General features: G+C 33.3%; 23 protein-coding genes. 16 read left to right on the top strand and 7 right to left on the bottom strand.

Translation table 11 applies throughout. The features are described 5' to 3' along the window. Positions 1 to 58: 58 nt before the first annotated feature. Entirely contained in the window at positions 59 to 2,236 is a 2,178-nt protein-coding gene (locus RC62_RS06310; protein ID WP_055093702.1) for an outer membrane beta-barrel family protein, read from the top strand. A gap of 75 nt (positions 2,237 to 2,311) precedes the next feature. On the opposite strand, the gene RC62_RS06305 is transcribed toward RC62_RS06310, so the two are convergent. After that, the gene (locus RC62_RS06305) at positions 2,312 to 3,571 is read right to left on the bottom strand and encodes an aspartate kinase (protein WP_055094497.1); all 1,260 of its coding nucleotides are present in this window, start codon (positions 3,569 to 3,571) and stop codon (positions 2,312 to 2,314) included. A 167-nt stretch (positions 3,572 to 3,738) separates the two neighbouring features. Then, positions 3,739 to 4,227 (bottom strand): GNAT family N-acetyltransferase, encoded by a 489-nt coding sequence (locus RC62_RS06300; RefSeq protein WP_055093700.1) that lies wholly within the window; start codon positions 4,225 to 4,227, stop codon positions 3,739 to 3,741. Between the two features lie 260 nt (positions 4,228 to 4,487). Between RC62_RS06300 and fbp the strand changes: the two genes are divergently transcribed. Beyond that, the gene (fbp, locus tag RC62_RS06295) at positions 4,488 to 5,492 is read left to right on the top strand and encodes a class 1 fructose-bisphosphatase (RefSeq protein ID WP_055093698.1); all 1,005 of its coding nucleotides are present in this window, start codon (positions 4,488 to 4,490) and stop codon (positions 5,490 to 5,492) included. Positions 5,493 to 5,650: 158 nt separating this feature from the next. Here the strand turns inward: fbp and RC62_RS06290 are convergent, their stop codons facing one another. After that, positions 5,651 to 6,082 carry a TerB family tellurite resistance protein gene (locus RC62_RS06290; protein ID WP_055093696.1) on the bottom strand — a complete coding sequence of 144 codons (432 nt, stop codon included), beginning with the start codon at positions 6,080 to 6,082 and terminating at the stop codon, positions 5,651 to 5,653. 169 nt (positions 6,083 to 6,251) lie between these two features. On the opposite strand from RC62_RS06290, the gene RC62_RS06285 reads away from it, so the two are divergent. The 5 genes from RC62_RS06285 (at position 6,252) to RC62_RS06265 (ending at position 9,634) form a co-directional block, all read left to right on the top strand. Continuing rightward, positions 6,252 to 6,845, top strand: a complete 594-nt coding sequence (locus RC62_RS06285) for a HupE/UreJ family protein (RefSeq protein WP_055093694.1) — start codon at positions 6,252 to 6,254, stop codon at positions 6,843 to 6,845. Positions 6,846 to 6,850: 5 nt separating this feature from the next. Further along, a complete protein-coding gene (locus RC62_RS06280; RefSeq protein ID WP_055093691.1) occupies positions 6,851 to 7,282 on the top strand; it encodes a deoxycytidylate deaminase in 432 nt (143 codons plus the stop codon). Continuing rightward, positions 7,283 to 8,860 (top strand): S41 family peptidase, encoded by a 1,578-nt coding sequence (locus RC62_RS06275; RefSeq protein WP_055093689.1) that lies wholly within the window; start codon positions 7,283 to 7,285, stop codon positions 8,858 to 8,860. Between the two features lie 19 nt (positions 8,861 to 8,879). Beyond that, positions 8,880 to 9,245, top strand: coding sequence for a nuclear transport factor 2 family protein (locus tag RC62_RS06270; RefSeq protein WP_055093687.1), 366 nt, complete (start codon positions 8,880 to 8,882; stop codon positions 9,243 to 9,245). Between the two features lie 77 nt (positions 9,246 to 9,322). After that, positions 9,323 to 9,634, top strand: coding sequence for a hypothetical protein (locus RC62_RS06265; protein WP_055093685.1), 312 nt, complete (start codon positions 9,323 to 9,325; stop codon positions 9,632 to 9,634). Between the two features lie 173 nt (positions 9,635 to 9,807). On the opposite strand, the gene RC62_RS06260 is transcribed toward RC62_RS06265, so the two are convergent. The 3 genes from RC62_RS06260 to RC62_RS06250 all read right to left on the bottom strand — a co-directional run bounded on the left by RC62_RS06260 (position 9,808) and on the right by RC62_RS06250 (position 11,301). Then, the gene (locus tag RC62_RS06260; RefSeq protein WP_055093683.1) at positions 9,808 to 10,413 is read right to left on the bottom strand and encodes an FAD-dependent oxidoreductase; all 606 of its coding nucleotides are present in this window, start codon (positions 10,411 to 10,413) and stop codon (positions 9,808 to 9,810) included. 1 nt (position 10,414) lies between these two features. Further along, a complete protein-coding gene (locus RC62_RS06255; RefSeq protein ID WP_017496183.1) occupies positions 10,415 to 10,615 on the bottom strand; it encodes a hypothetical protein in 201 nt (66 codons plus the stop codon). A gap of 107 nt (positions 10,616 to 10,722) precedes the next feature. Further along, a complete protein-coding gene (locus RC62_RS06250; RefSeq protein WP_055093681.1) occupies positions 10,723 to 11,301 on the bottom strand; it encodes a MarC family protein in 579 nt (192 codons plus the stop codon). A 305-nt stretch (positions 11,302 to 11,606) separates the two neighbouring features. Here RC62_RS06250 and RC62_RS06245 point away from each other — a divergent pair, with 305 nt between their 5' ends. From RC62_RS06245 to RC62_RS06235, 3 genes are all read left to right on the top strand, one after another. Further along, on the top strand, positions 11,607 to 12,176 hold the full coding sequence (locus RC62_RS06245; RefSeq protein ID WP_055093679.1) for a DUF3109 family protein: 570 nt from the start codon (positions 11,607 to 11,609) through the stop codon (positions 12,174 to 12,176). A 336-nt stretch (positions 12,177 to 12,512) separates the two neighbouring features. Continuing rightward, complete coding sequence (locus RC62_RS06240; protein ID WP_029270611.1) at positions 12,513 to 13,490, top strand: ribonucleotide-diphosphate reductase subunit beta; 978 nt, start codon at positions 12,513 to 12,515, stop codon at positions 13,488 to 13,490. A gap of 251 nt (positions 13,491 to 13,741) precedes the next feature. Continuing rightward, the gene (locus tag RC62_RS06235) at positions 13,742 to 16,138 is read left to right on the top strand and encodes a ribonucleoside-diphosphate reductase subunit alpha (RefSeq protein WP_055093676.1); all 2,397 of its coding nucleotides are present in this window, start codon (positions 13,742 to 13,744) and stop codon (positions 16,136 to 16,138) included. A gap of 183 nt (positions 16,139 to 16,321) precedes the next feature. Here the strand turns inward: RC62_RS06235 and RC62_RS06230 are convergent, their stop codons facing one another. Beyond that, on the bottom strand, positions 16,322 to 16,636 hold the full coding sequence (locus tag RC62_RS06230; protein ID WP_055093674.1) for a GIY-YIG nuclease family protein: 315 nt from the start codon (positions 16,634 to 16,636) through the stop codon (positions 16,322 to 16,324). Positions 16,637 to 16,903: 267 nt separating this feature from the next. On the opposite strand from RC62_RS06230, the gene RC62_RS06225 reads away from it, so the two are divergent. From RC62_RS06225 to RC62_RS06200, 6 genes are all read left to right on the top strand, one after another. Further along, positions 16,904 to 18,301: a DUF1800 domain-containing protein gene (locus tag RC62_RS06225; RefSeq protein ID WP_055093672.1), complete on the top strand. Its 1,398-nt coding sequence runs from the start codon at positions 16,904 to 16,906 to the stop codon at positions 18,299 to 18,301. Positions 18,302 to 18,313: 12 nt separating this feature from the next. Next, on the top strand, positions 18,314 to 19,480 hold the full coding sequence (locus tag RC62_RS06220; RefSeq protein WP_055093670.1) for a DUF1501 domain-containing protein: 1,167 nt from the start codon (positions 18,314 to 18,316) through the stop codon (positions 19,478 to 19,480). A gap of 451 nt (positions 19,481 to 19,931) precedes the next feature. Next, on the top strand, positions 19,932 to 20,771 hold the full coding sequence (locus RC62_RS06215; RefSeq protein ID WP_055093668.1) for a prephenate dehydratase: 840 nt from the start codon (positions 19,932 to 19,934) through the stop codon (positions 20,769 to 20,771). 88 nt (positions 20,772 to 20,859) lie between these two features. Then, positions 20,860 to 22,005 carry a pyridoxal phosphate-dependent aminotransferase gene (locus RC62_RS06210; protein WP_055093666.1) on the top strand — a complete coding sequence of 382 codons (1,146 nt, stop codon included), beginning with the start codon at positions 20,860 to 20,862 and terminating at the stop codon, positions 22,003 to 22,005. Between the two features lie 192 nt (positions 22,006 to 22,197). Continuing rightward, positions 22,198 to 23,055 carry a prephenate dehydrogenase gene (locus RC62_RS06205; RefSeq protein ID WP_055093664.1) on the top strand — a complete coding sequence of 286 codons (858 nt, stop codon included), beginning with the start codon at positions 22,198 to 22,200 and terminating at the stop codon, positions 23,053 to 23,055. Between the two features lie 19 nt (positions 23,056 to 23,074). Further along, positions 23,075 to 24,157 (top strand): bifunctional 3-deoxy-7-phosphoheptulonate synthase/chorismate mutase type II, encoded by a 1,083-nt coding sequence (locus RC62_RS06200; RefSeq protein ID WP_055093662.1) that lies wholly within the window; start codon positions 23,075 to 23,077, stop codon positions 24,155 to 24,157. Positions 24,158 to 24,239: the final 82 nt, after the last annotated feature.

Raw genomic sequence — 24,239 nt, 5'->3', positions numbered from 1 at the left:
CCTGCAATTTGGAATAGACTTTTGTCTCAACAAAGTCAAATTTTAAATTGCCAAATTTATGAGATTCCTAGTTTCTGTTTTCATTTACACTTATTGCTTTCTTTTTTATGCCTTAGAAATAAATGCACAATCTAAGCCAACAATTCCTGAGAAAATTACAAATCAAAATAACGAATTAAAGGAAGTGGTTATTAAAAAACAGGCATCGTTAGTAAAATATGTTGCGAACGGAACACTTGATGTAAACGTCGCCAATACATTGCTTTCGACAAGTAGTTCGGTCAATGAATTATTGGGCAGGGTTCCGAATGTTATTGTAGCCGAAGGACAAATAAGTGTTCTGGGAAGAGGAGAAGCGATTATTTATCTTAACGGAATTTTAATTAATTACGAACGTTTTGCTGCGATTCCGGTTTCTCAAATTTTAAAAATCGAAGTAATTTCAAATCCATCCTCAAAATACGATGCCGAAGGAAAAGCAGTTATTAATATTATTACCAAAAAAAATATCGAAAACGGAATGTTAGGAAGCGTGAGTCAACAAGTGACCGTTTCTGAGTTTGCGGGAACGAGTACGAATACACTTTTGGATTTTAATTATACAAAAGGCAAATTTTCGTTCATCACCAATTACGGATTGCAATTAGGCAAAGGCCGCGAATTGTTATACACGACCAGAACACGACCGAATCCGGAGGATTATATGCGATCTGAATTAACTACAGATTGGAAACGTCAGTTTAATAATTATTCGAATTTTGGTTTTGGATTGCAATATACATTCTCTGAGAAGAATTATATTTCATTGGCATATAGCGGAAATATTGAAGATTTGGGCGGAGTTGTAGAAAGCCGAAATTCGATCAGTAATAATGTGGGAAATAGTTTTTATGCCACGGATATTGCTAAAAATGATGTGCTGCTGAATCAGTTCATTAATCTAAATTATAATGCGATAACAGATAGTAAGGGTTCATCGTTATTTATAGGAACGCAATACTCTAATTATAATGGAACTATAAAAGATTTTATTGATGAAAATAGTTTGGTTGACGAACGAAATGCGGAAAAGTATTTGAAGAATAATGTTGACAATACAATTAATATTATAAGCATTCAGGCAGATTATTCTAAAAAGATAAATGAAAATACAAAACTAGAAACCGGAGCAAAATTTAGCAATGCGAAAGTACAATCAGGAACAGATTTCCTGATTTCTGATACAGAAAATGGCGGTTTTGAACCTGATGATCAACTTTCGAGTGATTTTAAATACGTTGAAAAAATAAGTGCTGTTTATTTTAATTATGGAAGTTCATTAGGAAAGAAGTTTAATTTTTCTTTTGGCGCCCGAGGCGAATGGACGAGTTATAATTTGTATACTACAGCAAACGGGATTCAGGAATTCAAAAAAAGTTATGGCAATTTTTTCCCTAATGTGTTACTAAATATGGATGTTTCGGATGATTTGAAAGCGCATATCTCGTATGTTTCCAGAATAACAAGGCCCAGATATCAGGGTTTGAATCCGTATGTTATTTATCAGGATCCGTTTACTACTATAGAAGGAAATCCTAATTTATTGCCTGAAAAAGTTCATGCCTTTGAAATTGGTGCGATGTACAAAAAGTTCGATTTTAAAATAGGCTATACCTATAAAATCGATCCAATTTCCGGAGCTGCTTTGCGTGGCGATACGCCTAATAGTTATATTTTGAGATCATTAAATATAGAAAAAGAGCATACTTTTTTTACTTCGCTTTCAAGATCATTTGCAAACAAATGGTGGAATTCAACGAATACCATTAGTATGAATTTAAGCAAATCGATCGATAATTTTTATGAATATGCTTTGGGGCCTGTCAAACCTCAAATCTATCTCTATTCTAATAATACATTTACAATTCCGAATCTTTTTAAAGTTCAATTGCTTGCCTGGTATCTTGGTGATAAAAGCTACGGATTAAGAAGCGAAAATAGCAGATCGACAGTTACTGTAGGAATCGAAAGAAACTTTTTTAAAGAGACTTTAAAACTCAATTTTACCGCAAATGATATCTTTCATGACTTTATAGTTTCCGGTAATTATGATGTAGGGCAAACCGAAATATATTATCACAGAACCTACACCACCAATTATTTTAAACTGATAGCAACGTATAGTTTTGGAAACTCAAAGAAGCAAGCTTTTAAGAAAACAGAGATTGAACAAAGTGAAAATAACAGAGCGAGATAAACAAAAAGGCTTCACATATTAGTGAAGCCTTTTCTAAGTATAGTTGAATTGTATAATTAACTTTATAAAAAGATTTTATTTAATCTCTTTGGTAACAATTTGCATCGTTTCGCGGCTTACTTGTTTTAGTAATACGGTTTTGTTTTCTTCTACAGTTTGCGCAGCTTGTTCTGTAAAATGACGAATGGTATATAAAGTTACATTTTCGTTGTAATCTACTTTGAATTTTTTCGAAAGTATTGAGTTCAATTCATTAAAATTTTCAAATTTATCTTCTACACATACAGAAAAACTAATTGCTGAGTTCTGGATCAGATTTACTTTTATTTTGAATTGGTGAAACAAAGCAAAAATTTCACTTATGTTTTCTTCCATAATAAAAGAGAAATCAATTGATGAAAGTGAGATCAAAAGTTGGTCTCTTTTTACAATAAAACAAGGATATTGAGGTTCCAGATCTACACCTTTAGAAACACACGTTCCTTTTAATAATGGGTTGATAAAAGATTTTACATATAACGGAATTTCTTTTTTCTGTAATGGCTGTAATGTTTTTGGGTGAATAACCGTTGCACCGTAAAAAGCCAGTTCGATCGCTTCACGATAAGAAATTTGATTCAACAAACTCGCATTTTCAAAATAACGCGGATCCGCATTCATAACTCCCGGAACATCTTTCCAGATTGTTACACTTTCGGCATTTAAGCAATAAGCAAAAATTCCTGCTGTATAATCAGAACCTTCACGACCAAGAGTAGTAGTAAAGTTATTTTCGTCAGCACCTAAAAATCCTTGTGTGATGTTTAATATTTTGCGTTTTACATTTTTGCTGATGTTTTGTTGCGTTGTTTCCCAATCTACCTCGGCATCTCTGTAATTTGCATTGGTTTTAATAAAATTACGAACATCAAGCCATTGCGTCTGAATCCCTCTAAAATTCATGTAATGACTTAAAATAGTAGTTGAAATCAATTCACCAAAACTCACAATCTGATCGTAAACAAAATTGTAATTAGGCGATTTATTATGTGCCAGGAAATATTCTAATTCAGAAAATTGAGCTTGAACCGCTTCAAAAACCTCCTGTTTTTCATCTTCAAATAAATCCAGTAATATTTGATTGTGGTATTTTTTAATTTCCTCAACAGATGAATTTAACTCTGTAGATTTATCAAAATAATTTTTGATAACAACTTCAAGGGCATTTGTAGTTTTTCCCATTGCTGAAACTACTAAAATCACATCTTCATAACCTACTTTTTGTAAAACGTCGTATACGTTTTTAATTCCATCAGCATCTTTTACTGATGCTCCACCAAATTTAAATACTCTCATTTTTAATTTTAGATTTTTAATTTTAGATTTCAGCTTGAAATGAAATCCGGTATATTTTATGATTTTTTCTGCCACAAATTCTGCGAATTAGCACAAATTTAATTTATGACAAACTTGATACAGATTGAAAATACTCTTAATCTTAATAATCTGTGGCAGATATATTTTTACAGTTTGTCCAGAAATGAATTTACGCCGGCTTCATCCATTTGGACGACTCTCCATTCTTCCAGAATTTTTGCACCTGAATTTTCATAGAATTTCACGGCAGGAGTATTCCAGTCCAGGACATTCCATTCTACTCGTCGCACATTATCTCTTTTACCTTGTTTCATGATTTCAGCATAAAGAGCAGATCCTAAACCTGTCCCTCGCATTTTTTCTTTGACAATCAAATCTTCAAGATGTATAGTTTTACCTTTCCAGGTAGAGTATCTGTAATAGTACAATGCGATTCCAACTATTTCTTTGTTACTTGATTCATCTTCAATTTCTGCAACAAATACATGAAATAGCGGATTTTCACCAAAGCCGTCACGCACTAAATCATCAACAGTAATAACAACAGCTTCCGGTTCTTTTTCGAATATTGCCAACTCCTGTATTAATCCTAAAACTGATTGCATGTCTTCAGGATTTCCTTTTCTAATATTCATATTATCCAATTTTTATTTTATTCTATATCGTATTCTTGCCTAATTTTTAAGAACTTATTTTCGTCAAAATTTTTGTAAGGCCAATTCGTGTATTCTTATTATTAAGCGTTTATTAGCTAAAAAAATATTCTTTTACTCGGTACTTTGAGTGTTTAATTAGCAAATATACAATAGTGGCAAACTAACGAAATAATTTTTAAATCATTCTCACAAAAAAAACGATATTTGTGACTTAAAATTAAAACTACAACGATATAGTAATGGAAGAACGCAATAAAACACTAGGAGAGTTTATTATTGAGAACCAAAAAGCATTTCAGTATTCGTCGGGAGAGCTTTCCCGAATTATTAACTCTATACGTTTAGCGGCGAAAGTTGTAAACTATAAAGTCAACAAAGCCGGATTAGTGGATATTATTGGCGCTGCAGGCGAACAAAATATTCAGGGAGAAGACCAGCAAAAATTAGATGTGTATGCAAACGAAGTATTTATTCAGACGTTAATTAACCGTGAGATTGTCTGTGGAATTGCTTCAGAAGAAAACGACGAATTTATTACTGTCAAGGGGAGCGACAACAGTAATAATAATAAGTACGTGATCTTGATGGATCCGCTTGACGGATCTTCGAACATTGATGTAAATGTTTCCTTAGGGACCATTTTTTCCGTTTTTAGAAGAATTACACCACTTGGTACTCCGGTAACCATCGAAGACTTTTTACAGCCGGGTGTAAATCAGGTGGCAGCGGGATATGTAATTTACGGAACCTCTACAATGTTGGTTTATACTACAGGTCATGGTGTAAATGGTTTTACGCTAAACCCTGCAATTGGTACTTTTTATCTTTCACATCCAAACATGCAATTTCCTCGAAACGGAAATATCTATTCAGTAAACGAAGGGAATTATGTTCATTTTCCGCAAGGAGTAAAAAATTATATTAAGTATTGTCAAAAAGAAGAAGAAGACAGACCATATACCTCAAGATATATTGGAAGTTTAGTTTCTGATTTTCATCGAAATATGATCAAAGGCGGAATTTATTTATATCCAACAAGCTCAAAAGCGCCAAAAGGAAAGTTACGTTTATTATATGAATGTAACCCAATGGCATTTATTGCAGAGCAGGCGGGAGGAAAGGCAACAGACGGTTTTGGAAGAATTATGGAAATCCAGCCAACAGAACTACATGAAAGAGTTCCTTTTTTCTGCGGAAGCTATAATATGGTAGAAAAAGCAGAACAATTTATGGCAGCTGAATAAAGGCTTTAGTCTCAGTCTCAGTTTTCAGTTTGGACTATAAATAGCAAACCCGACAGTTTTTTTAAAACTGTCGGGTTTATTTTTTGGTTTCAATTAAATTTTAGTCTTCGGTACAACACTGTAAACTGTTACTGCGACTGAATACTAAAAACTGAATATTATTTATTCATGTTTTCCATTTCGAAAACGAAAGTGTCTAAATCTACTTTTTTGTCAACCAAAGACAATGCTTTTCTAACAATATAGTTTACGTTTCCTGGAGTAAATCCTAAAGCTAATCCCATACGGGTTAACATTACTTCCTGCTGATCTCCTAAATGATGATCTACGTGAACCATTCTTGCCAAATCATATAAACGCTCTAAACGTTGAGTATATAAATAAGGAGGGTTTATTGGATGTTTCCACGGATCTTTAAGGATTTCGTTGTATTCTTCTTCTGAAATTTGTAATGTTGAAGCTATTTTATCTAAAAAATCTTTTTCTTCTGGACTTACTTTGCCGTCAGCAAAAGCTACACGAACAATGGCAGAGAAATGACCTCTGTTTCTTTGTTTGAATTCGTTATCAAATAATTCTGAAAATGGCATAATTAATTAGTTTTTATTGAGCAAAGATAAATCTTATTTTAATTTAACAAATTTAAATTTCTCATAAAATTTAACTTATTATTATTCGGTGATTTAATGTTTTGCATCATAAATTTTTCAAAATAAATCGTAAGTTTACAACCCCTAATCATTTAATAGTATTACCCGTATGTCAGAATTTTGGATTTATTTTCAAATAGGATTAAAGCATGTTTTAGATATTCACGCTTATGATCACGTTCTTTTTTTAATTGCATTAACAACCCCTTATTTGTTTAAAGACTGGAAACGAATTTTGCTTTTAGTTTCTGTTTTTACAATAGGACATACATTAGCTTTATTGCTTTCAGTTTACGGAATCATTGCAATAAAAGTTAATACCGTTGAGTTTTTAATTCCGATAACAATTTTAATAACCGCGATTTTTAATCTTTTTACAGCAGGAAAAACATCAAAGAGTGACGGATTGAATTTAGTGTTTTTTGTAACCTTGTTTTTTGGAATTATACACGGACTTGGATTCTCAAATTATTTCAAGACAATTTTAGGAGGATCACCTAGTTCAAAATTACTACCTTTAGGCGAGTTTGCGTTAGGAATCGAAGCAGCTCAGTTAGTAGTGGTTTTTGTGGTTCTGATACTATCATATATTGTACAAACCGTATTTCGTTTTTCAAAACGCGATTGGGCACTTGTAATGTCGGCTTTTATTATAGGAGTAGTAGTTCCTATGATTATTGAAAGCCCAATTTGGCACAGATAAAATAAATGGAAGAAAAAAAATTAAATAAATACGATAAAGCTTATTTAAGAATTGCGACAGAATGGGGAGCACTTTCCTATTGCATTCGAAAAAAAGTAGGCGCCATTATCGTAAAAGACCGAATGATTATTTCTGATGGATACAATGGAACACCATCCGGTTTTGAAAATTGCTGCGAAGACGAAGACGGTTTAACCCGTTGGGATGTGCTGCATGCAGAAGCAAATGCAATTTTAAAAGTTGCAAGATCAACACAATCATGTGAAGGTGCGACTTTATATATTACACTTTCGCCATGTAAAGAATGCAGCAAACTGATCCATCAGTCAGGAATCAAAAGAGTAGTATATCATAATGGATATCGGGATGATTCCGGAATTCAGTTTTTAATAAAAGCAGGTGTCGAAGTCGAACATATTCCTGTTTTAGAAGAGTAAATGAAATTTAATTCAAAATATTTACCCATTATTATCGGAGCAGTCTTTGCTCTCGGAATAGTCATCGGAAGCCTTATGAATGCTCCCGTTGATGACCAGCTTTTGGCTAAAAATTACTCGAAAACCAAGCTCAACAAACTTATTGATTTTATCAATAATGAATATGTTGACAGTATTAATACAGACTCTATTGTGAATCTTACAGTAGATAATATATTATCAAAATTAGATCCTCATTCCGTTTATATACCGCCAACAGAACAAGCTGAAGTAGCCGAAAGTATGAAAGGTGATTTCGTTGGAATCGGAATTAACTTTTATATGTATAAAGATTCTGTTGCGATTATAAAACCAATCGAAAATGGACCTTCGGCGAAAGCCGGAATAAAATCTGGAGATAGAATTTTATTTGCAGGAAAAACGAAATTATACGGCAGAAGATTACCGTCTGATAGTTTATTTTCGAAATTAAAAGGAATAAAAGGTTCTGAAATTGAATTGACGGTTTTTAGAAAATCACAACAAAAGAAATTAAAGTTTAAAGTAAAAAGAGATATTATCCCTATAAAAAGTGTGGATGCATCTTTATTGCTCGATAATAAAACAGGTTATATCAAGATCAACCGTTTTGCAGAAACTACTTTTAATGAATTTAAAACCGGTTTAACACGACTAAAACAAAACGGAATTGAATCACTTATCATCGACCTTCGCGATAATGGCGGCGGTTATATGGAAGAAGCTATTGCAATTGCCGATGAGTTTTTGAAAGACAAACAGCTGATTGTTTTTACCAAAAATAAAAACGGAACAACCGAAAAAACTTTTGCGACAAAAGCAGGAAGTTTTGAAACCGGAAAAGTATATGTTTTACTTAATGAAAACAGCGCATCTGCAAGCGAAATTCTGGCCGGTGCACTTCAGGATAATGATCGTGGTACTATTGTTGGGCGTCGTTCTTTTGGAAAAGGGTTAGTGCAGCGTGAAATGGATTTTAACGATGGATCTGCAGTTAGGTTAACAGTTGCGAGATATTACACACCAACCGGAAGATCGATTCAGAAACCTTACAAAAAAGGAAACGAAGAATATTATAAAGAATCAGAATCACGTATAAAATCTGGGGAACTTTATGCAAAAGACAGTATAAAAGTAGCTGATTCATTGAAGTTTAAAACTCCAAAAGGTAAAGTTGTATACGGTGGTGGCGGAATTGTTCCGGATGTTTTTGTGCCAATTGAAGCAGAACACGGAAATGAAAACGTAGCATATCTTCTTCAAACGGGAATTGTAGGTCATTTTGTTTTTGAAGAATTGGATAAAAACAGAAATGCTTTTGCCGGACTTCATTTTAATGAGTTTTTGGCTAAGATGAAAAACTCTGATGCCTATTTTAAAAAGTTCAGAACATATATTTTAATAACTGGTCTTGATTTAAAATTAGACAAAACCAAAGCATTGGTAAACCGTTATATTACCGCAGAATTTGCCCGTCAGCTTTATGGCGAATTGTATTATTATGATGTTATTCTAAAAGATGATGCCATGATAAAAGCAGTTTTGAATCCGAAAAAGTAATTCTTAATTTTTATATCAAATGAAAATAGAAACTATTGTAAATGCTGAAATCGAACTTTTAACGGCAATTAAAAATGCTGATGTTGCAACATTGGATAAAATGCTTCATGATGATTTGCTTTTTAATTTAGCAAACGGACAAACTATTACTAAAGAATTTGATTTAGAATCGTATCGTTCAGGCAAAATAAAAGTAGAAACTATAGAGGCTTCAGATCAGATTATAAATGTAATTGGAGATATTGCTGTAGTTGTGGTAACTGTTTTATTAAAAGGAAATTATGAAGGTAATTCTTTAAATGGAACTTATAAGTACAACGGAGTTTGGAAACAATTTGATGAAACCTTAAAGGTGATTGCCGGAAGTTGTATCATTTTACAATAAAATAATAATAATTTTTTAAAATATAGTGTAATAAATCTTGTCTGGAAATAAACGAGATTTACAGTAAAATATAAAATATGAAAAATCTAAAAAGAATAAGTTTTTTAATGTTGTTGATGACTTTTGTAATTTCTTGCGCCTGTATGAAGGATAAAAATACAATTTCAGGAAAAGTTGAGTCGATAGAATTTGGAAAGGACGGTTACACTGCCAAAATCAATACCGATAAAAATGAAGTTTATTTTGCAGTAATAAGCATTGTAAATGTTGGAGGACCGCAAAACTACAAGAAATTAAAAGAAGGTGATGAGGTATCGTTAAAAGGAGAAATCTGGAAAACAGATACAGAAAAACATATCACAGTAAAAGAAATTGTTTCGGTGAAGTAATTTTTTTACCATATAAGTTATATAAGTTCATTTAATGCTATGTGTAAATCATAGCTATTAATGAAAACTTAAGCAAAAAAAGAAAACCATATAAGTTATATAAGTCAATATAATGCATTTCGCATATTAAATGAACTTATATAACTTATATGGTTTAATAATTTTATAGAGTTTTATCGAATGCTATCGTGCGAGTGAGTTTGTACACCGTTATTCCATAAAGTAAGAATATCTGTTGCAACCGCAGCACCACTTCCGGCAGCAATTGCCAATTGACTTCTCCAGCCTGCTAAAGTTCCAATTACATAAATACCGTCGGCTACTTTATGATCGTCGTTTTTAAGCTGAATACGTTGTTTTTCGGGTAATGCTTTTTTATGAGGTTCAATGTATTGCATTAAGCCTTCGATATCAAAAGTATTTGCAGAACCAATGCCTATAACAATACTTTTGGTTTTGTATGAGTTTTTGTTTGTTGTAACTGTAAATTCAGGGTAAGTCCCTTCGATTTTAATTACTTTCTCATTTGGGATCTGGGTAATATGCGGATAACTCATTGTTAAATCCTGTGTACTTTCTGTGAGTAAATCAGAACCTAATTTGCCTGGCGTTATACCATAAGCATTGTAGAAAATTGCTTCTTGTAAAGAAGAATTTTTTTGATGCGTAAAAATTCCAATTTTTTTATCGGCTGCAAAGGATTTCTTTTTTGCTGATCCCAAAACCAGAGCACAAGACATGCCAGAAACTCCTCCGCCAATAATTAAAACGTCAAACATATTATCGTCCGTTTGTTTTTTCTTCAATTCTTTTAGAAATTCTAAAAATTAAAAGAATCAAAACGGCACAAAATGAAGCTGCAATTCCAATAAAAGCAACTACACTATCTCCCTGAAAAGGATTTTTGAAGTCTAGCAACGTAATATTAAAAACAATTAAAGCTAATGCTAGAAGCACTAAGATTGAAGTGAAAATTTTCATAATGGTTGTTTGTTTGCCTAAAATAATAAAGTAAAACCCTTTGACCTGAAAAATGTCCTAAAGTTGTATTTTAGAAATTTTATGGGGTAAATTTATAAAAATAATTGTTAGACAAACAAACCTTTAACATTAGCGGCAAATAATTTAACAGCAATCGCTAAAAGTATCACTCCAAATGTCTTACGAACCACGCCAAGTCCGTTTTCTCCTAATAAATTCTCGATTTTTTTTGAAGATTTCAAAACAATATAAACCAATATAATATTCAATAAAATAGCGATAATAATATTAATGGTATGAAATTGAGATCGTAAGGAAAGTAAAGTTGTCATTGTTCCTGCTCCGGCGATTAACGGAAACGCTAATGGGACTATTGAAGCAGATCCCGGTTCTTCGTCACGATAAATCCTGATTCCTAAAATCATCTCCAAGGCCAGAAAAAATAATACAAAAGAACCTGCAACGGCAAATGAATGAACATCTATGCCTATCAGGTTAAGAAAACCTTCACCAACAAAAAGAAAAACAATCATAATGGCACCAGCAACTATCGAAGCTTTCTCAGATTCTATATGTCCAACTTTAGCCCTTAGATTTACAATAATAGGAATTGATCCTACGATATCAATTACAGCAAAAAGTACCATTCCGACAGTGATAATTTCTTTAAAATCAATCTCTAACATATTTCTTAAATTTATGGATTAAAAGATGTGCAAAGGTAGATAATAAAGATAGCGCTTTTTTATAAGATATGATGAACAAGGTATTTTTGTTATAAAAACACGTGTTAGTAATTAAAATAGTGATTTTTGTAACAAATGTGTGCTTTTACCAAAGAGATTCGCAAAGATTTGAGCAAAGATAAGCAGGATAAAGTTTTCTGATTTTTTAGATATATTGCTTCAGGCTTTACGGTGAAATATTTAGATCGTTTTATCTGCTTTCTTTGTCTATCTTTGCACTTTATAAATTTCAGTACTTTATTATCATGTTTCAATTAGGGAAAACCATTATTTCAGAAGATATTCTTGAAAAAGAATTTGTGTGCAACTTGTCAGCTTGTAAAGGAGCTTGCTGCGTTGACGGAGATGCCGGTGCGCCACTTAGTGAAGCAGAAACTAAAATAATGGAAGAAATTTATCCTAAGGTAAAACCGTTTTTAAGAAAAGAAGGAATTGCAGCTATCGAAGCCCAAGGAACCTGGGTAAAAGGAACTGATGGTGATCTTGAAACACCGTTAATAGATAATAAAGATTGTGCTTATGTTATTTTTGACGGTAAAACAGCGCTTTGTGGAATCGAGCAAGCCTATAATCAAGGTATTGTAGACTGGAAAAAACCAGTTTCATGTCATTTGTACCCAATTCGTGTAAAAGACTTTACAGAATTCGCTGCCGTAAATTATGATAAATGGGATATTTGTGATGATGCCTGTTCTTTAGGAAAAGAATTGGAAGTTCCGGTTTATAAATTTGTCAAAGAAGCGTTAATTCGCCGTTTTGGTCAGGACTGGTATTTAGAGCTTGAAAAAGTGGCTGAAGAACTTAAAAAATCTTAAAAACAAGCGCCTCTTAGTTACCACTTTTAGCAGAGATATTTTGACTCAAAAAATAAAGTTTTAACTCAAAAAAAACTTTTAAAAACAAATTAAAATTTCTTGCTTTTTATTTCAAAAAGTCTATATTTTACAGGGGCTTTAGGTATAAAAGCTACTATTAAATGTCTCATTTACAAATATTTAATTATTGTCTGAAAAATATCTCATTTTTTCTGCTTTGTTAAAAACTACGTCGAATTGTGAATAAGTTTGGCTTTCATTTTTGGCTGTAAATGACAATCTTTGTAGTCTATTGAATTAGTAAAAATTCAGTACAAAAATTAAACAAAAATTACCATGTCACAAGTTGAACCAATATTACAAGAAAATAAAAATCGTTTCGTTATTTTTCCTATCAAACATCATGATATTTGGGAATGGTATAAGAAAATGGAAGCTAGTTTCTGGACTGCTGAAGAAATCGATTTACACCAGGACTTGACAGATTGGAACAATAAACTTAGTGACGACGAAAGATATTTTATTAAACACATTTTGGCATTCTTTGCAGCTTCTGACGGAATCGTAAATGAGAATCTTGCTGAGAACTTTGTAAACGAAGTTCAATATGCAGAAGCAAAGTTTTTCTATGGTTTTCAAATCATGATGGAAAACATTCATAGCGAAACTTACTCTTTGCTAATTGACACTTACGTGAAAGATGAAGCGGAAAAAGCAGAATTGTTTAATGCATTAGAAGTTTTTCCGGCAATTAAGAAAAAAGCAGACTGGGCTTTAAAGTGGATTGAATCTGATTCATTCGCTGAAAGACTGATTGCTTTTGCAGCAGTTGAAGGAATTTTCTTTTCAGGTGCTTTCTGTTCTATCTATTGGTTGAAAAAACGTGGTTTAATGCCAGGTTTGACTTTTTCTAATGAGTTGATTTCCCGTGACGAAGGTGTACACTGTGATTTTGCAGTTCACTTACATAATCATCATTTAATCAATAAAGTCCCAAAAGACAGAATTAAAGAAATTATTGTTGATGCATTAGATATCGAAAGAGAATTTGTTACAGAATCCCTGCCGGTAAGTTTAATAGGTATGAACGCTGCTTTAATGACGCAATATTTAGAGTTTGTCGCAGATCGATTATTAGTAGAATTAGGTTGCGAGCGTGTATATGGATCAGCGAATCCGTTTGATTTCATGGACATGATCTCTCTTCAGGGAAAAACCAATTTCTTTGAAAAACGTGTTGCCGAGTATCAAAAATCAGGTGTGATGAACACGGATAGTGATGCTCAGAAAATTTCATTCGATGCAGATTTTTAGGCACCAAAATAATTTTAGCGTAATCTAAGACGCTAAGAAAAATTACAATTTTTTAAGATTGAATCTTCATCCCAAATCGCTGATTCAATAACAATTTTTAATGTATTTAAATTCATTTTTCGAATTTGAATCGGGTAACTATTGAGGATCCTGCAATTCTCAAAAAATAATTTAAAAACACGCAATGTTTAAGTCTTGGAATTCGTTATTCCAATGTCTTTCATTTTTTCAATAACTAAAATAGTAAGCTTATGTATGTAGTAAAAAGAGATGGCCACAAAGAGCCGGTAATGTTTGATAAGATTACAGAAAGAATCAAAAAATTGTGTTACGGCTTGAATGAACTTGTAGATCCTGTTAAGGTAGCCATGCGTGTTATCGAAGGATTGTATGACGGTGTTTCTACATCTGAACTTGATAATCTTGCAGCAGAAACGGCAGCTTCTATGACAATTGCGCATCCTGATTATGCACAATTAGCAGCTCGTGTGGCAATTTCGAACCTACACTCAAATACTAAAAAGTCGTTCTCAGAAACGATGAAAGATATGTATAATTACGTAAATCCAAGAAATGGCCAGGAAGCACCATTACTTTCGGATGAAGTATTTAAAGTGATTCAGGAAAACTCGGCTTTCCTTGATTCTCATATTATTTATACAAGAGATTTTAATTACGATTACTTTGGTTTCAAAACCTTAGAACGTTCGTATTTGTTAAAAATAAACGGAAAAATCGTAGAAAGACCACAGCATATGTTGATGCGTGTTTCGGTTGGTATTCACCTTGACGATTTAAAATCAGTAATCGAAACTTACGATTTAATGTCTAAAAAGTTCTTTACGCATGCAACGCCAACGTTGTTTAATGCCGGAACTCCAAAACCACAAATGTCTTCTTGTTTCCTTTTAGCAATGCAGGACGATAGTATCGATGGTATTTACGACACTTTAAAACAAACGGCTAAAATCTCGCAATCAGCGGGAGGAATTGGTCTTTCTATTCATAACGTTCGTGCAACAGGATCTTATATTCGTGGTACAAACGGAACTTCAAACGGAATCGTTCCAATGTTGAGAGTTTTCAACGATACGGCTCGTTATGTAGATCAGGGTGGAGGAAAACGTAAAGGAAGTTTTGCGATTTACATCGAAACATGGCATGCGGATATCTTCGACTTTTTGGATTTAAAGAAAAACACAGGAAAAGAAGAAATGCGTGCACGTGATTTATTCTTCGCAATGTGGACATCTGATTTATTCATGAAACGTGTTCAGGAAGATGCATCATGGACTTTAATGTGTCCTAACGAATGTCCTGGATTATACGATGTTTACGGAGAAGAATTCGAAGCAATGTACCTTGATTATGAGTTTAGAGGAAAAGGTAGAAAAACGATTCGTGCACGTGAATTATGGGAGAAAATCCTTGAATCACAAATCGAAACCGGAACGCCTTATATGTTGTACAAAGATGCAGCAAACCGTAAATCAAACCACAAGAATTTAGGAACAATTCGTTCATCAAACTTGTGTACAGAGATTATGGAGTTTACTTCTAAAGATGAAATCGCAGTTTGTAACCTGGCTTCTATCTCATTACCAATGTTTATTGAGAATGGTAAATTCGATCACGAAGCACTTTACAATGTTACAAAACGTGTAACTCGTAACCTGAACAAAGTAATCGACAGAAACTACTATCCTGTAAAAGAAGCTGAAAATTCTAACTTACGCCACCGTCCGGTTGGTTTAGGGGTTCAAGGATTAGCAGATGCTTTTATCATGTTGCGTATGCCGTTTACAAGTGATGAAGCAAAAGCATTAAATCAGGAAATTTTCGAAACATTATACTTCGCAGCTGTAACCGCTTCTATGGAAATGGCAAAAGAAGAAGGACCATATTCTACATTTGCTGGATCTCCAATGTCACAAGGAGAATTTCAATACAACATGTGGGGAATGAAAGATGAAGAATTATCAGGCCGTTGGGACTGGGCTTCATTAAGAAAAGAAGTAATGGAGCATGGAGTTCGTAACTCATTATTAGTTGCACCAATGCCAACCGCTTCGACTTCTCAAATTTTAGGAAACAACGAAGCTTTTGAACCATATACATCAAACATTTACACACGTCGTGTATTGTCTGGAGAATTCATAGTAGTAAACAAACATTTACTTCACGATTTAGTAGACAGAGGTTTATGGAACGAAACGTTGAAGCAAGAAATTATGCGTCATAACGGATCAGTTCAAAATATTGATGTGATTCCGCAAGACCTTAAAGAACTATACAAAACAGTTTGGGAAATGTCGATGAAAGACATTATCGATATGTCACGTCAAAGAGGTTATTTTATTGACCAGTCGCAATCATTAAACTTGTTCATGCAAGATGCAAACTATTCTAAACTGACGTCAATGCACTTTTATGCTTGGCAATCAGGTTTAAAAACAGGAATGTATTACCTAAGAACAAAATCTGCGGTTGATGCAATTAAATTTACCCTAAACAACGATAAAAAAGAAGAAGATGCTCCGGTAACTTTAGTTCCGGAAACAGAAGCAATCAGCGTAGAGGATTACAAAGCAATGCTTTTAAAAGCACAAGCAGCTGAGCCTGATGATTGTGAAATGTGTGGAAGTTAATGATTTTAGAGTTTAGATCTAAGATTTTAGATTTTTAGAATATTTATAAAAAGCAGTTATTGTAATGATAGCTGCTTTTTTTGTTATTCTTTTTTATCCGTAATCTTTGTCATTCCGAGGAACGAGGAATCTTAACAAGAAGCTCCGTAAAGTAATTCAGAATTTGTGAAGAAAATTAGTGATTTAAACGAATAAATAGTTTAAGAAATCAAGGTCTAGATTAATAGTTTTGATTAACTCTATTTTTTTATTTCTAGTCCAACCTTTTATTTCTTTTTCACGACTAATTGCTTCTTGAATCCAGGTAAATTTTTCATAATATAACAAAAATTCAATTTTATATTTTGAAGCAAAACTTTTATTTCCGGCTATAATATTTTCTTTGTGCTGATTTAAACGAGTTTTTAAGTTATTTGTTACTCCAGTATAGAAAACAGTTTTTGATCTGTTTGTTATAATGTAGATATAATAAGTATGATAGCCTTCTAATAATTGCATTTTGCTAAATTACTATTTCTGATTTATTAGAGAAGAAAAATAAAGAAAGAATTTTCTTTATTTATTGATGATGTTTTTTTGCGCCAATGCATGTGGAGTTTCTTGTGAAGATTTCTCGTTCCTCGGAATGACAATATTGAGAAGAAAACATCGTTCTAATTATTACCAAAGATTTTAAAACTTAGTCCCTTAGTAACTAAGAAACTCAGAACCTTCTCTTTAAACCTTTAAGAGAAAGTCAAGTCTTATTGTAATAATTTCTGAATTATGAAAAAAAGCAATCTTTGGTCCTTACGATTGGGTTTTTCCGGAAAAGAATCCGATGCAATAGAAAAATTAGGATTAGAAAAATTTCTAAAACATTCCTATGATTCAAAATTCGATACACAACTCCCCACTTTTTTAAATGACGATCCCAAAACATTAATCGAACTCAAAGAGCTGCGAGAAGCGATAAAAACTGCCGATTCAGAAGCAAAAAAGAAAATTCTCAAGCAGGAAATTTATTCATCAGTTGAGCTAAAAAAATGGTGGATTGGCAAAATGCGAAACGATGAATTTCCGTTACGCGAAAATATGGTTTGTTTCTGGCATAATCATTTCGTTTCTACAACTCAAAAAGTAAAAGTCAATTACTGGATTTATCAGCACAATATGATTTTGCGAGAAAATGCATTTGGGAATTTCAAAAAACTGACCAAGGAAATCGTAAAATCGAATGCAATGGTCAAATACCTGGACAATGTCGATAACAAAAAAGGAAAGTACAACGAAAATCTAAGTCGGGAATTACTCGAATTATTCACAATCGGGATCGGAAATTATTCTGAAAATGACATCAAAGAAGGCGCAAGAGCTTTGGCCGGATTAAATTACGGAGACGATGGCGCAATGTATAGAAGCCTGGCGCAGGATAATACCAATAAAACCTACTTCGGTAAAACCGGAAACTGGAATTCAGATGATTTGGTTGATATTATTTTTGAGCAAAAAAATATTCCATATCTCATTACCCGAAAAATTCTAAAATGGTTTATTTACGATAATCCTTCAGAAGAATTAGTAACCTATTACGGCGATTATTTCAGAAAAGTAAAGTTCGAAATACAGCCTTTATTAACCAAAATTTTTACCGAAGAATATAAAAAAGAAACCTCAGGAACGAAAATCAAAGATCCGCTGGTTTATATTTTACAGCTTTTAGATGAATTACATATCGACGATCTTGATGATGGTATGATTCTTTATTTTCTGAAACAACAAGGAATGGATTTGTACAATCAGGTAAATGTAAAAGGTTGGGACGGTGGGAATTCCTGGCTGACTTCACAAATTTATTTACAGCGCAACAATACCTCAGATTTGCTTTGCAGCGGAAGAAGCATTACCAGAAAAATACTGAATACGATGACTTCGGATACTGAAAAACCAAAAACAGAAGTAGAGAAAATAGACATTAAAATCGACTTTGATCCTAACGGAAATAATAAAACCATCATCACCGAATTATCAAAGAGATTATTATTTAAAGTAAATGATTCGATGCAAAAAGACATGGAGAATTTACTGAAATACGATTTCGACCCTAAAGAAGCCCACGCCAATTTTGCCGTAATACGACTTTTTGATTATATCACGAAACTACCCGAATATCAATTAATCTAGAAAGTTACAGCTATGAACAGAAGGAATTTTCTAACGCTTACAGGAACTTTTACTGGCGGAATGCTGGTGCTTCCTGATTTTTTACATGCATTTGGTTCGCAAAATAATTTAGTAATCGGCGAGCAATGTATTGTATTTGTACAGTTGAATGGCGGAAACGATGGTTTAAACACTTTTATTCCGTACGATAATCCATTGTATTATGATCTTCGAACTAAAATTGCCTTAAATAAAGATTTGGTTATCAGTAAGAATAAAGGAATGGCTTTTCATCCTTCGTTAAAAGATTTTGCTCAAATGCAGCAAAACGGAGATTTAACCGTAATTCAGAATGTGGGATATCCGGAACCAATTCGGTCGCATTTTCGCAGTCAGGAAATTTGGCAAACCGCAACAGATTCTAATAAATATATTAATGAAGGCTGGTTAGGGCGTTATCTGGATTTGCAATGCAACGGACATCAGGCAACGGCAGGAATCAATATCGATTCGATTGATAATCTCGCATTAAAAGGATTAGAACCTAATTCGATCACGGTAAAAGACCCAAATCGATTCAAAGTAAAATCAGATAAAGAAGAAAATGTAACCTTATCCGATAATCCGCAATTAGATTTTGTTCGAAAAATTGCCAATTCCGTTACCGAAGGATCAGATGAAATTCAGAAAGCATTGGCGAAATCAAAATCAGAAATCACTTATCCTAAAACTGACTTATCTAAAAATCTGGAATGGATTGGACGATTGATTAAAGGGAATCTGAATTCGAAAATATATTATACTTCGCTTGGCGGATTTGATACACATGACAATCAACTCGCCATTCACGAGAAAAAATTAGCCGATTTAAATGATGCCTTGTACAGTTTTTATCAGGATTTAAAACAAGCCCAATTGCTTCAAAATGTTACTATCGTAGTGTTTTCAGAGTTTGGGCGACGAGTAAAAGACAACGGAAACGGAACAGATCACGGAACTGCTGCGCCAATGTTTATAATAGGAGGAAATAACAAAGGAACTATTTTAGGACACAATCCGGATCTAGCGAACCTGGATAATGGCGATTTAAAATACGAAACCGATTTTAGAAGTGTCTATGCATCTTTATTAAAAGAAAAAATGAATTTCGATTATTCTAAAATTGGTATTAAAAATCAGCCGGTTTCGGGGTTGTTTTGAGAATAGATAGCCACGAATTCACGAATTATTTATTTAGAATTTTTGAAAATATGAATTAAATGATCACAAAGATTCGAGCTAATTCGTGAATTCGTGGCGAAAAAACTTAGCATCTCAGCAACTTAGGACCTCAGAATCTCATTATAAATATCTTATTTTAAACCAATATTTTTATATTATCATACAAAACCTGCTAAATTTGTTAAGAAATCCTTTTTTGTTTCATAAAATGCAATATTTTTTTTGGTGCACTGAAATTAATTTATACATTCGCAGAGAATTTATTGAAAAACACAAACAAAATGTCTAATAACCGTTTTTATTTTAGCAACTCTTTTTATTTCTTCTTTAGTAGAAGTGAGGATTGTGCTATGGTTATTTGAGAAAATTAAAAAAGACAAATAAAACTAATATACAATCCTGATGAAAATCAGGATTTTTTTTTGAATATATGACAACTAAAATTGCAATACAAGGTATAAAAGGTTCTTTTCATCATCAGGTAGTGAAAGAGTATTTCTCTGAAAATGTGACTATTGATGAGTGTTTGTCTTTTGAAGAATTGGTTGACAGCCTGCTTTCAGGAAAATCTGATCAGGCAGTTATGGCAATAGAAAATTCGATTGCAGGGCCAATTATTCCAAATTATGCTTTGATTGACAAGAACAATTTGCACATAATTGGAGAACATTATTTAAGTATCCACCAAAATTTAATGGCATTGAAAGGTCAGAGAATTGAGGATATAAAAGAAGTTCATTCACACCCAATGGCAATTTTGCAATGTATGGATTTCTTAAAACAATATCCAAATATTAAGTTGGTTGAAGATAAGGATACGGCTGAAACGGCAAGAAGAATTCAGGAGAAACAATTAAGTGGAATTGCAGCGATTGGAAGTAAAGTAGCTTCAGAAATGTATAATTTAGAAATTCTGGCTCCGGAAATTCAAACGATCAAAAACAATATGACTCGTTTTGTAATCATTAAAAAACAAAATTCATTTTTGCCCGAAAACGAAATCAACAGAGCTTCTATCAAATTTGAATTAGATCACAAAAGAGGAAGTTTAGCAGCAGTTTTGAATGTAATGAGCGATTGCAAACTGAATTTGACAAAAATTCAATCGCTTCCAAAAATCGAAACACCTTGGAAATATTCATTTTTCGTAGATGTGACATTCGAGAAATATGAAGATTTTGCAAAAGCTAAATCACTATTAAATATAATGGCAGAGTATTTAAAGGTTTTGGGAGAATATAAAAATACTAAACCTTTAAGTCAGTCTTAAAGTTAGAAAGTCGAAAGTCAAAAAGTCTAAAAAGAAAGCATAAAGCTTACGGCCTAAAGCCTAAAGCATTTTTTAATAAAAAATAGAAATGATTACAACAGCAAAAAGATTAGATACAGTTGAAGAATACTACTTCTCATCAAAATTAAGAGAAGTTCGTCAACTGCAGTCTGAAGGAAAATCTATCATCAATATGGGAATTGGAAGCCCAGATTTGAGTCCGTCGAAAGCAGTAATTGAAGCGGTTGCCGCAGCAATTCAAGATGAAAACGGGCATGGTTATCAGAGCTATCAGGGATTACCGGAATTGAGAAAAGGGATGGCAGATTTTTATCACAATCAGTTTGGTGTTGAGTTGAACCCTAATAATGAAATTTTGCCTTTGATGGGTTCGAAAGAAGGAATCATGCACATTTCGTTGGCTTTTTTAAATGAAGGTGATCACGTTTTGATTCCGAATCCGGGTTATCCAACGTATACGTCGGTAACTAATTTGGTTGGAGCAGTTCCTGTTTATTATGACTTGAAAGAAGCAAATGCATGGGAACCGGATTTTGAAGCTTTAGAGAAATTAGAGCTGGAGAAAGTGAAAATTATGTGGCTGGGATATCCGCACATGCCAACAGGAGCAAGAGGAAGTTTAGCGTTATTTGAAAAATTAGTTGCTTTTGCTAAAAAACACAATATATTATTGGTCAACGACAATCCGTATAGTTTTGTTTTGAATGATAACCCAATGAGTTTATTGCAGGTTGAAGGAGCGAAAGATGTGGCTTTAGAATTGAATTCACTTAGTAAGACATTCAACATGGCAGGCTGGAGAGTTGGGATGGTTTTAGGGAATCCTGAAATTATCGATGCAGTCTTAAAAGTAAAAAGCAACATGGACAGCGGAATGTTCTACGGAATCCAGAAAGGTGCAGTTGCAGCATTGAATTGCGATAAATCATGGTTCGAAGATCAAAATAAGATTTACAGACGCCGCAGAGAATTAACTGAAAAATTAGCAGAAAAATTAGGCTGCAAAGTTTATAAAGAAGGCGTTGGACTTTTTGTCTGGGCAAAATTGCCGGAAGGAATTGAATCATCAGAAAAGTTCATTGACGAAATATTATACGAGAAACACATTTTCATCACACCGGGAACCATTTTTGGAAGCAACGGCGAAGGTTATATACGATTCTCGTTGTGTGTAAAAGAAGAAAAAGTACAAGAAGCGATTGATAGATTTTAGAAGCAAGAGCAAAGAGTAAAGAGTCAAGATTTTATATTTTTTGGTATAGTTTGTCTGGGTGATAAGAAAAAAATAAAGATCTTGAAAAAACGAGAAGCCGTAGCCCTGATAGAAGTGGAAATCCTTTTGCGCCGGGGTTCGGCGGTAAAGATTGAAACGGATAGCAGGAAATAGCTTCTAATAAAAAGAAATATGAAAGTATACGTAATAGGAATAGGGTTAATAGGCGGTTCGATGGTGCTGGACATCAAAGACCAACATCCTGATGCAACTATTTTTGGGATTGATAATAACGAAAAACACCTGCAGGAAGCAATTGATCTAGGTGTTATTGATCAGGCAGGAAGTTTTGAAGAATTGGCAGAAGCTGATTTTGTAATTGTTTCGGTTCCTGTAGATGTTGCATTGGTAGTTTTGCCAAAAGTGCTGGATTTAGTTGGTGATAAAACGATTGTTTTTGAAGTAGGTTCGACTAAAAAGCCAATTTGTGATGCTGTTGCCAGTCACCCAAAAAGAAGAAATTTTATTGCAACGCATCCGATAGCAGGAACGGAGTTCTCAGGACCTTCGGCAGCGATAAGAGGTTTGTTTAAAGGAAAGACAAACATAATTTGTGAGGTGGAAAAAACCACTTTTAAATTGCAGGAAAAGGCGTTAAAGCTTTTTAGCGAAATAGGAATGAGGATTCGATATATGGATCCAACTTCGCACGATAAACATATTGCTTACGTTTCGCATTTGTCGCACATTAGCTCGTTTATGCTTGGGAAAACGGTAATGAATAAGGAAAAAGACGAACAGGATATTTTTGATATGGCGGGAAGTGGATTTGAAAGTACTGTTCGTTTAGCCAAAAGTTCGCCGGCAATGTGGACACCGATTTTTAAGCAGAACAAAGAACACGTTATTGAAACATTAGAAGAATATATCTCAAATCTCAGTCGGTTTAGGGATTTGTTGAAAGATGAAAATTACAATGCCATTTTTGAAGAAATGGAAAGCACGAATAAAATCAAAGAAATATTAAACGGATTAACAATTAAAAAATAAAAATAAACTAAAAATTAAGATGGAAAATAAGAAAGAAATGAGAAAGTGGTTAGAAGATTTCAATTTAAATCACCCACTTGTGATAGCAGGACCATGTAGTGCAGAAACAGAAGATCAAGTATTGAAAATTGCTCATGAATTGAAAGATTCAAAAGTTAGTGTGTTCAGAGCAGGAATCTGGAAACCAAGAACTCGTCCGGGAGGATTTGAAGGTGTTGGAGAAATTGGTTTAAAATGGTTGCAAAAAGCTAAGAAAGAAACTGGTTTATTAATGGGAACTGAAGTTGCAACTGCAGCGCATTGTAAACTGGCTTTAGAACATGATATCGACGTTTTATGGGTTGGTGCCCGTACAACTGCAAACCCTTTTGCTGTTCAGGAAATTGCTGATACGTTGAAAGGAACTGATAAAATCGTTTTAGTTAAAAACCCTGTAAACCCTGATTTAGCTTTATGGTTAGGTGGTGTTGAGCGTTTACATATGGCTGGAATCGAGAAATTAGGAGTTATTCACAGAGGTTTCTCGACTTACGAAAAAACAAAATACAGAAACATTCCGGAATGGCAAATTGCTATCGAATTACAAAATAAATTCCCTGATTTACCATTAATCATCGATCCATCTCATATTACAGGAGATCGTAAAATGATTTTTGAAGTAACTCAAGAGGCTTTAGATTTGAATTACGATGGTATGATTATCGAAACGCACTACGATCCGGACAATGCTTGGTCTGATGCTGCCCAACAAGTTACTCCTGATGCTTTGAAACAAATCATTAAAGATTTGACGATCAGAAAAACAGATGATACTACAGATGAGTACAGCAATAAAATGACAAAATTAAGAGCGAACATCGATGTACTTGATGCTAACTTATTAGAGATGTTAGGAAAACGTATGAAAGTAGCCGACGAAATTGGTCAGGTGAAAAAAGATGCAAACGTAGCGATTCTTCAAAATAACCGTTGGAACGAAATTTTAGGAAAAATGATTCTTGAAGGAGAGAAAAAAGGACTTTCTGAAGAATTTGTTTTAAAAATGTTCAAAGCGATTCACCAGGAAAGTATTGGTCACCAGGAGAAAATTTTCAACGCATAATTTTCTAAACCCTATTAAGTGATATAAGTTAATTTAAGTTTTATTAAAACTATTTTAAAATTTTCTTATAGCATTATTTGAA

The organism is Flavobacterium aquidurense, assembly GCF_001404985.1.
GTDB lineage: Bacteria > Bacteroidota > Bacteroidia > Flavobacteriales > Flavobacteriaceae > Flavobacterium > Flavobacterium aquidurense_B.
This window is presented reverse-complemented; position numbering and strand designations above follow the sequence as displayed.

Bases quoted from the DNA above. Each gene is read 5' to 3' on its own strand.
- RC62_RS06310 (WP_055093702.1), top strand. From the start codon at position 59: ATGAGATTCCTAGTTTCTGTTTTCATTTACACTTATTGCTTTCTTTTT.
- RC62_RS06305 (WP_055094497.1), bottom strand. From the start codon at position 3,571: ATGAGAGTATTTAAATTTGGTGGAGCATCAGTAAAAGATGCTGATGGA.
- RC62_RS06300 (WP_055093700.1), bottom strand. From the start codon at position 4,227: ATGAATATTAGAAAAGGAAATCCTGAAGACATGCAATCAGTTTTAGGA.
- fbp (WP_055093698.1), top strand. From the start codon at position 4,488: ATGGAAGAACGCAATAAAACACTAGGAGAGTTTATTATTGAGAACCAA.
- RC62_RS06290 (WP_055093696.1), bottom strand. From the start codon at position 6,082: ATGCCATTTTCAGAATTATTTGATAACGAATTCAAACAAAGAAACAGA.
- RC62_RS06285 (WP_055093694.1), top strand. From the start codon at position 6,252: ATGTCAGAATTTTGGATTTATTTTCAAATAGGATTAAAGCATGTTTTA.
- RC62_RS06280 (WP_055093691.1), top strand. From the start codon at position 6,851: ATGGAAGAAAAAAAATTAAATAAATACGATAAAGCTTATTTAAGAATT.
- RC62_RS06275 (WP_055093689.1), top strand. From the start codon at position 7,283: ATGAAATTTAATTCAAAATATTTACCCATTATTATCGGAGCAGTCTTT.
- RC62_RS06270 (WP_055093687.1), top strand. From the start codon at position 8,880: ATGAAAATAGAAACTATTGTAAATGCTGAAATCGAACTTTTAACGGCA.
- RC62_RS06265 (WP_055093685.1), top strand. From the start codon at position 9,323: ATGAAAAATCTAAAAAGAATAAGTTTTTTAATGTTGTTGATGACTTTT.
- RC62_RS06260 (WP_055093683.1), bottom strand. From the start codon at position 10,413: ATGTTTGACGTTTTAATTATTGGCGGAGGAGTTTCTGGCATGTCTTGT.
- RC62_RS06255 (WP_017496183.1), bottom strand. From the start codon at position 10,615: ATGAAAATTTTCACTTCAATCTTAGTGCTTCTAGCATTAGCTTTAATT.
- RC62_RS06250 (WP_055093681.1), bottom strand. From the start codon at position 11,301: ATGTTAGAGATTGATTTTAAAGAAATTATCACTGTCGGAATGGTACTT.
- RC62_RS06245 (WP_055093679.1), top strand. From the start codon at position 11,607: ATGTTTCAATTAGGGAAAACCATTATTTCAGAAGATATTCTTGAAAAA.
- RC62_RS06240 (WP_029270611.1), top strand. From the start codon at position 12,513: ATGTCACAAGTTGAACCAATATTACAAGAAAATAAAAATCGTTTCGTT.
- RC62_RS06235 (WP_055093676.1), top strand. From the start codon at position 13,742: ATGTATGTAGTAAAAAGAGATGGCCACAAAGAGCCGGTAATGTTTGAT.
- RC62_RS06230 (WP_055093674.1), bottom strand. From the start codon at position 16,636: ATGCAATTATTAGAAGGCTATCATACTTATTATATCTACATTATAACA.
- RC62_RS06225 (WP_055093672.1), top strand. From the start codon at position 16,904: ATGAAAAAAAGCAATCTTTGGTCCTTACGATTGGGTTTTTCCGGAAAA.
- RC62_RS06220 (WP_055093670.1), top strand. From the start codon at position 18,314: ATGAACAGAAGGAATTTTCTAACGCTTACAGGAACTTTTACTGGCGGA.
- RC62_RS06215 (WP_055093668.1), top strand. From the start codon at position 19,932: ATGACAACTAAAATTGCAATACAAGGTATAAAAGGTTCTTTTCATCAT.
- RC62_RS06210 (WP_055093666.1), top strand. From the start codon at position 20,860: ATGATTACAACAGCAAAAAGATTAGATACAGTTGAAGAATACTACTTC.
- RC62_RS06205 (WP_055093664.1), top strand. From the start codon at position 22,198: ATGAAAGTATACGTAATAGGAATAGGGTTAATAGGCGGTTCGATGGTG.
- RC62_RS06200 (WP_055093662.1), top strand. From the start codon at position 23,075: ATGGAAAATAAGAAAGAAATGAGAAAGTGGTTAGAAGATTTCAATTTA.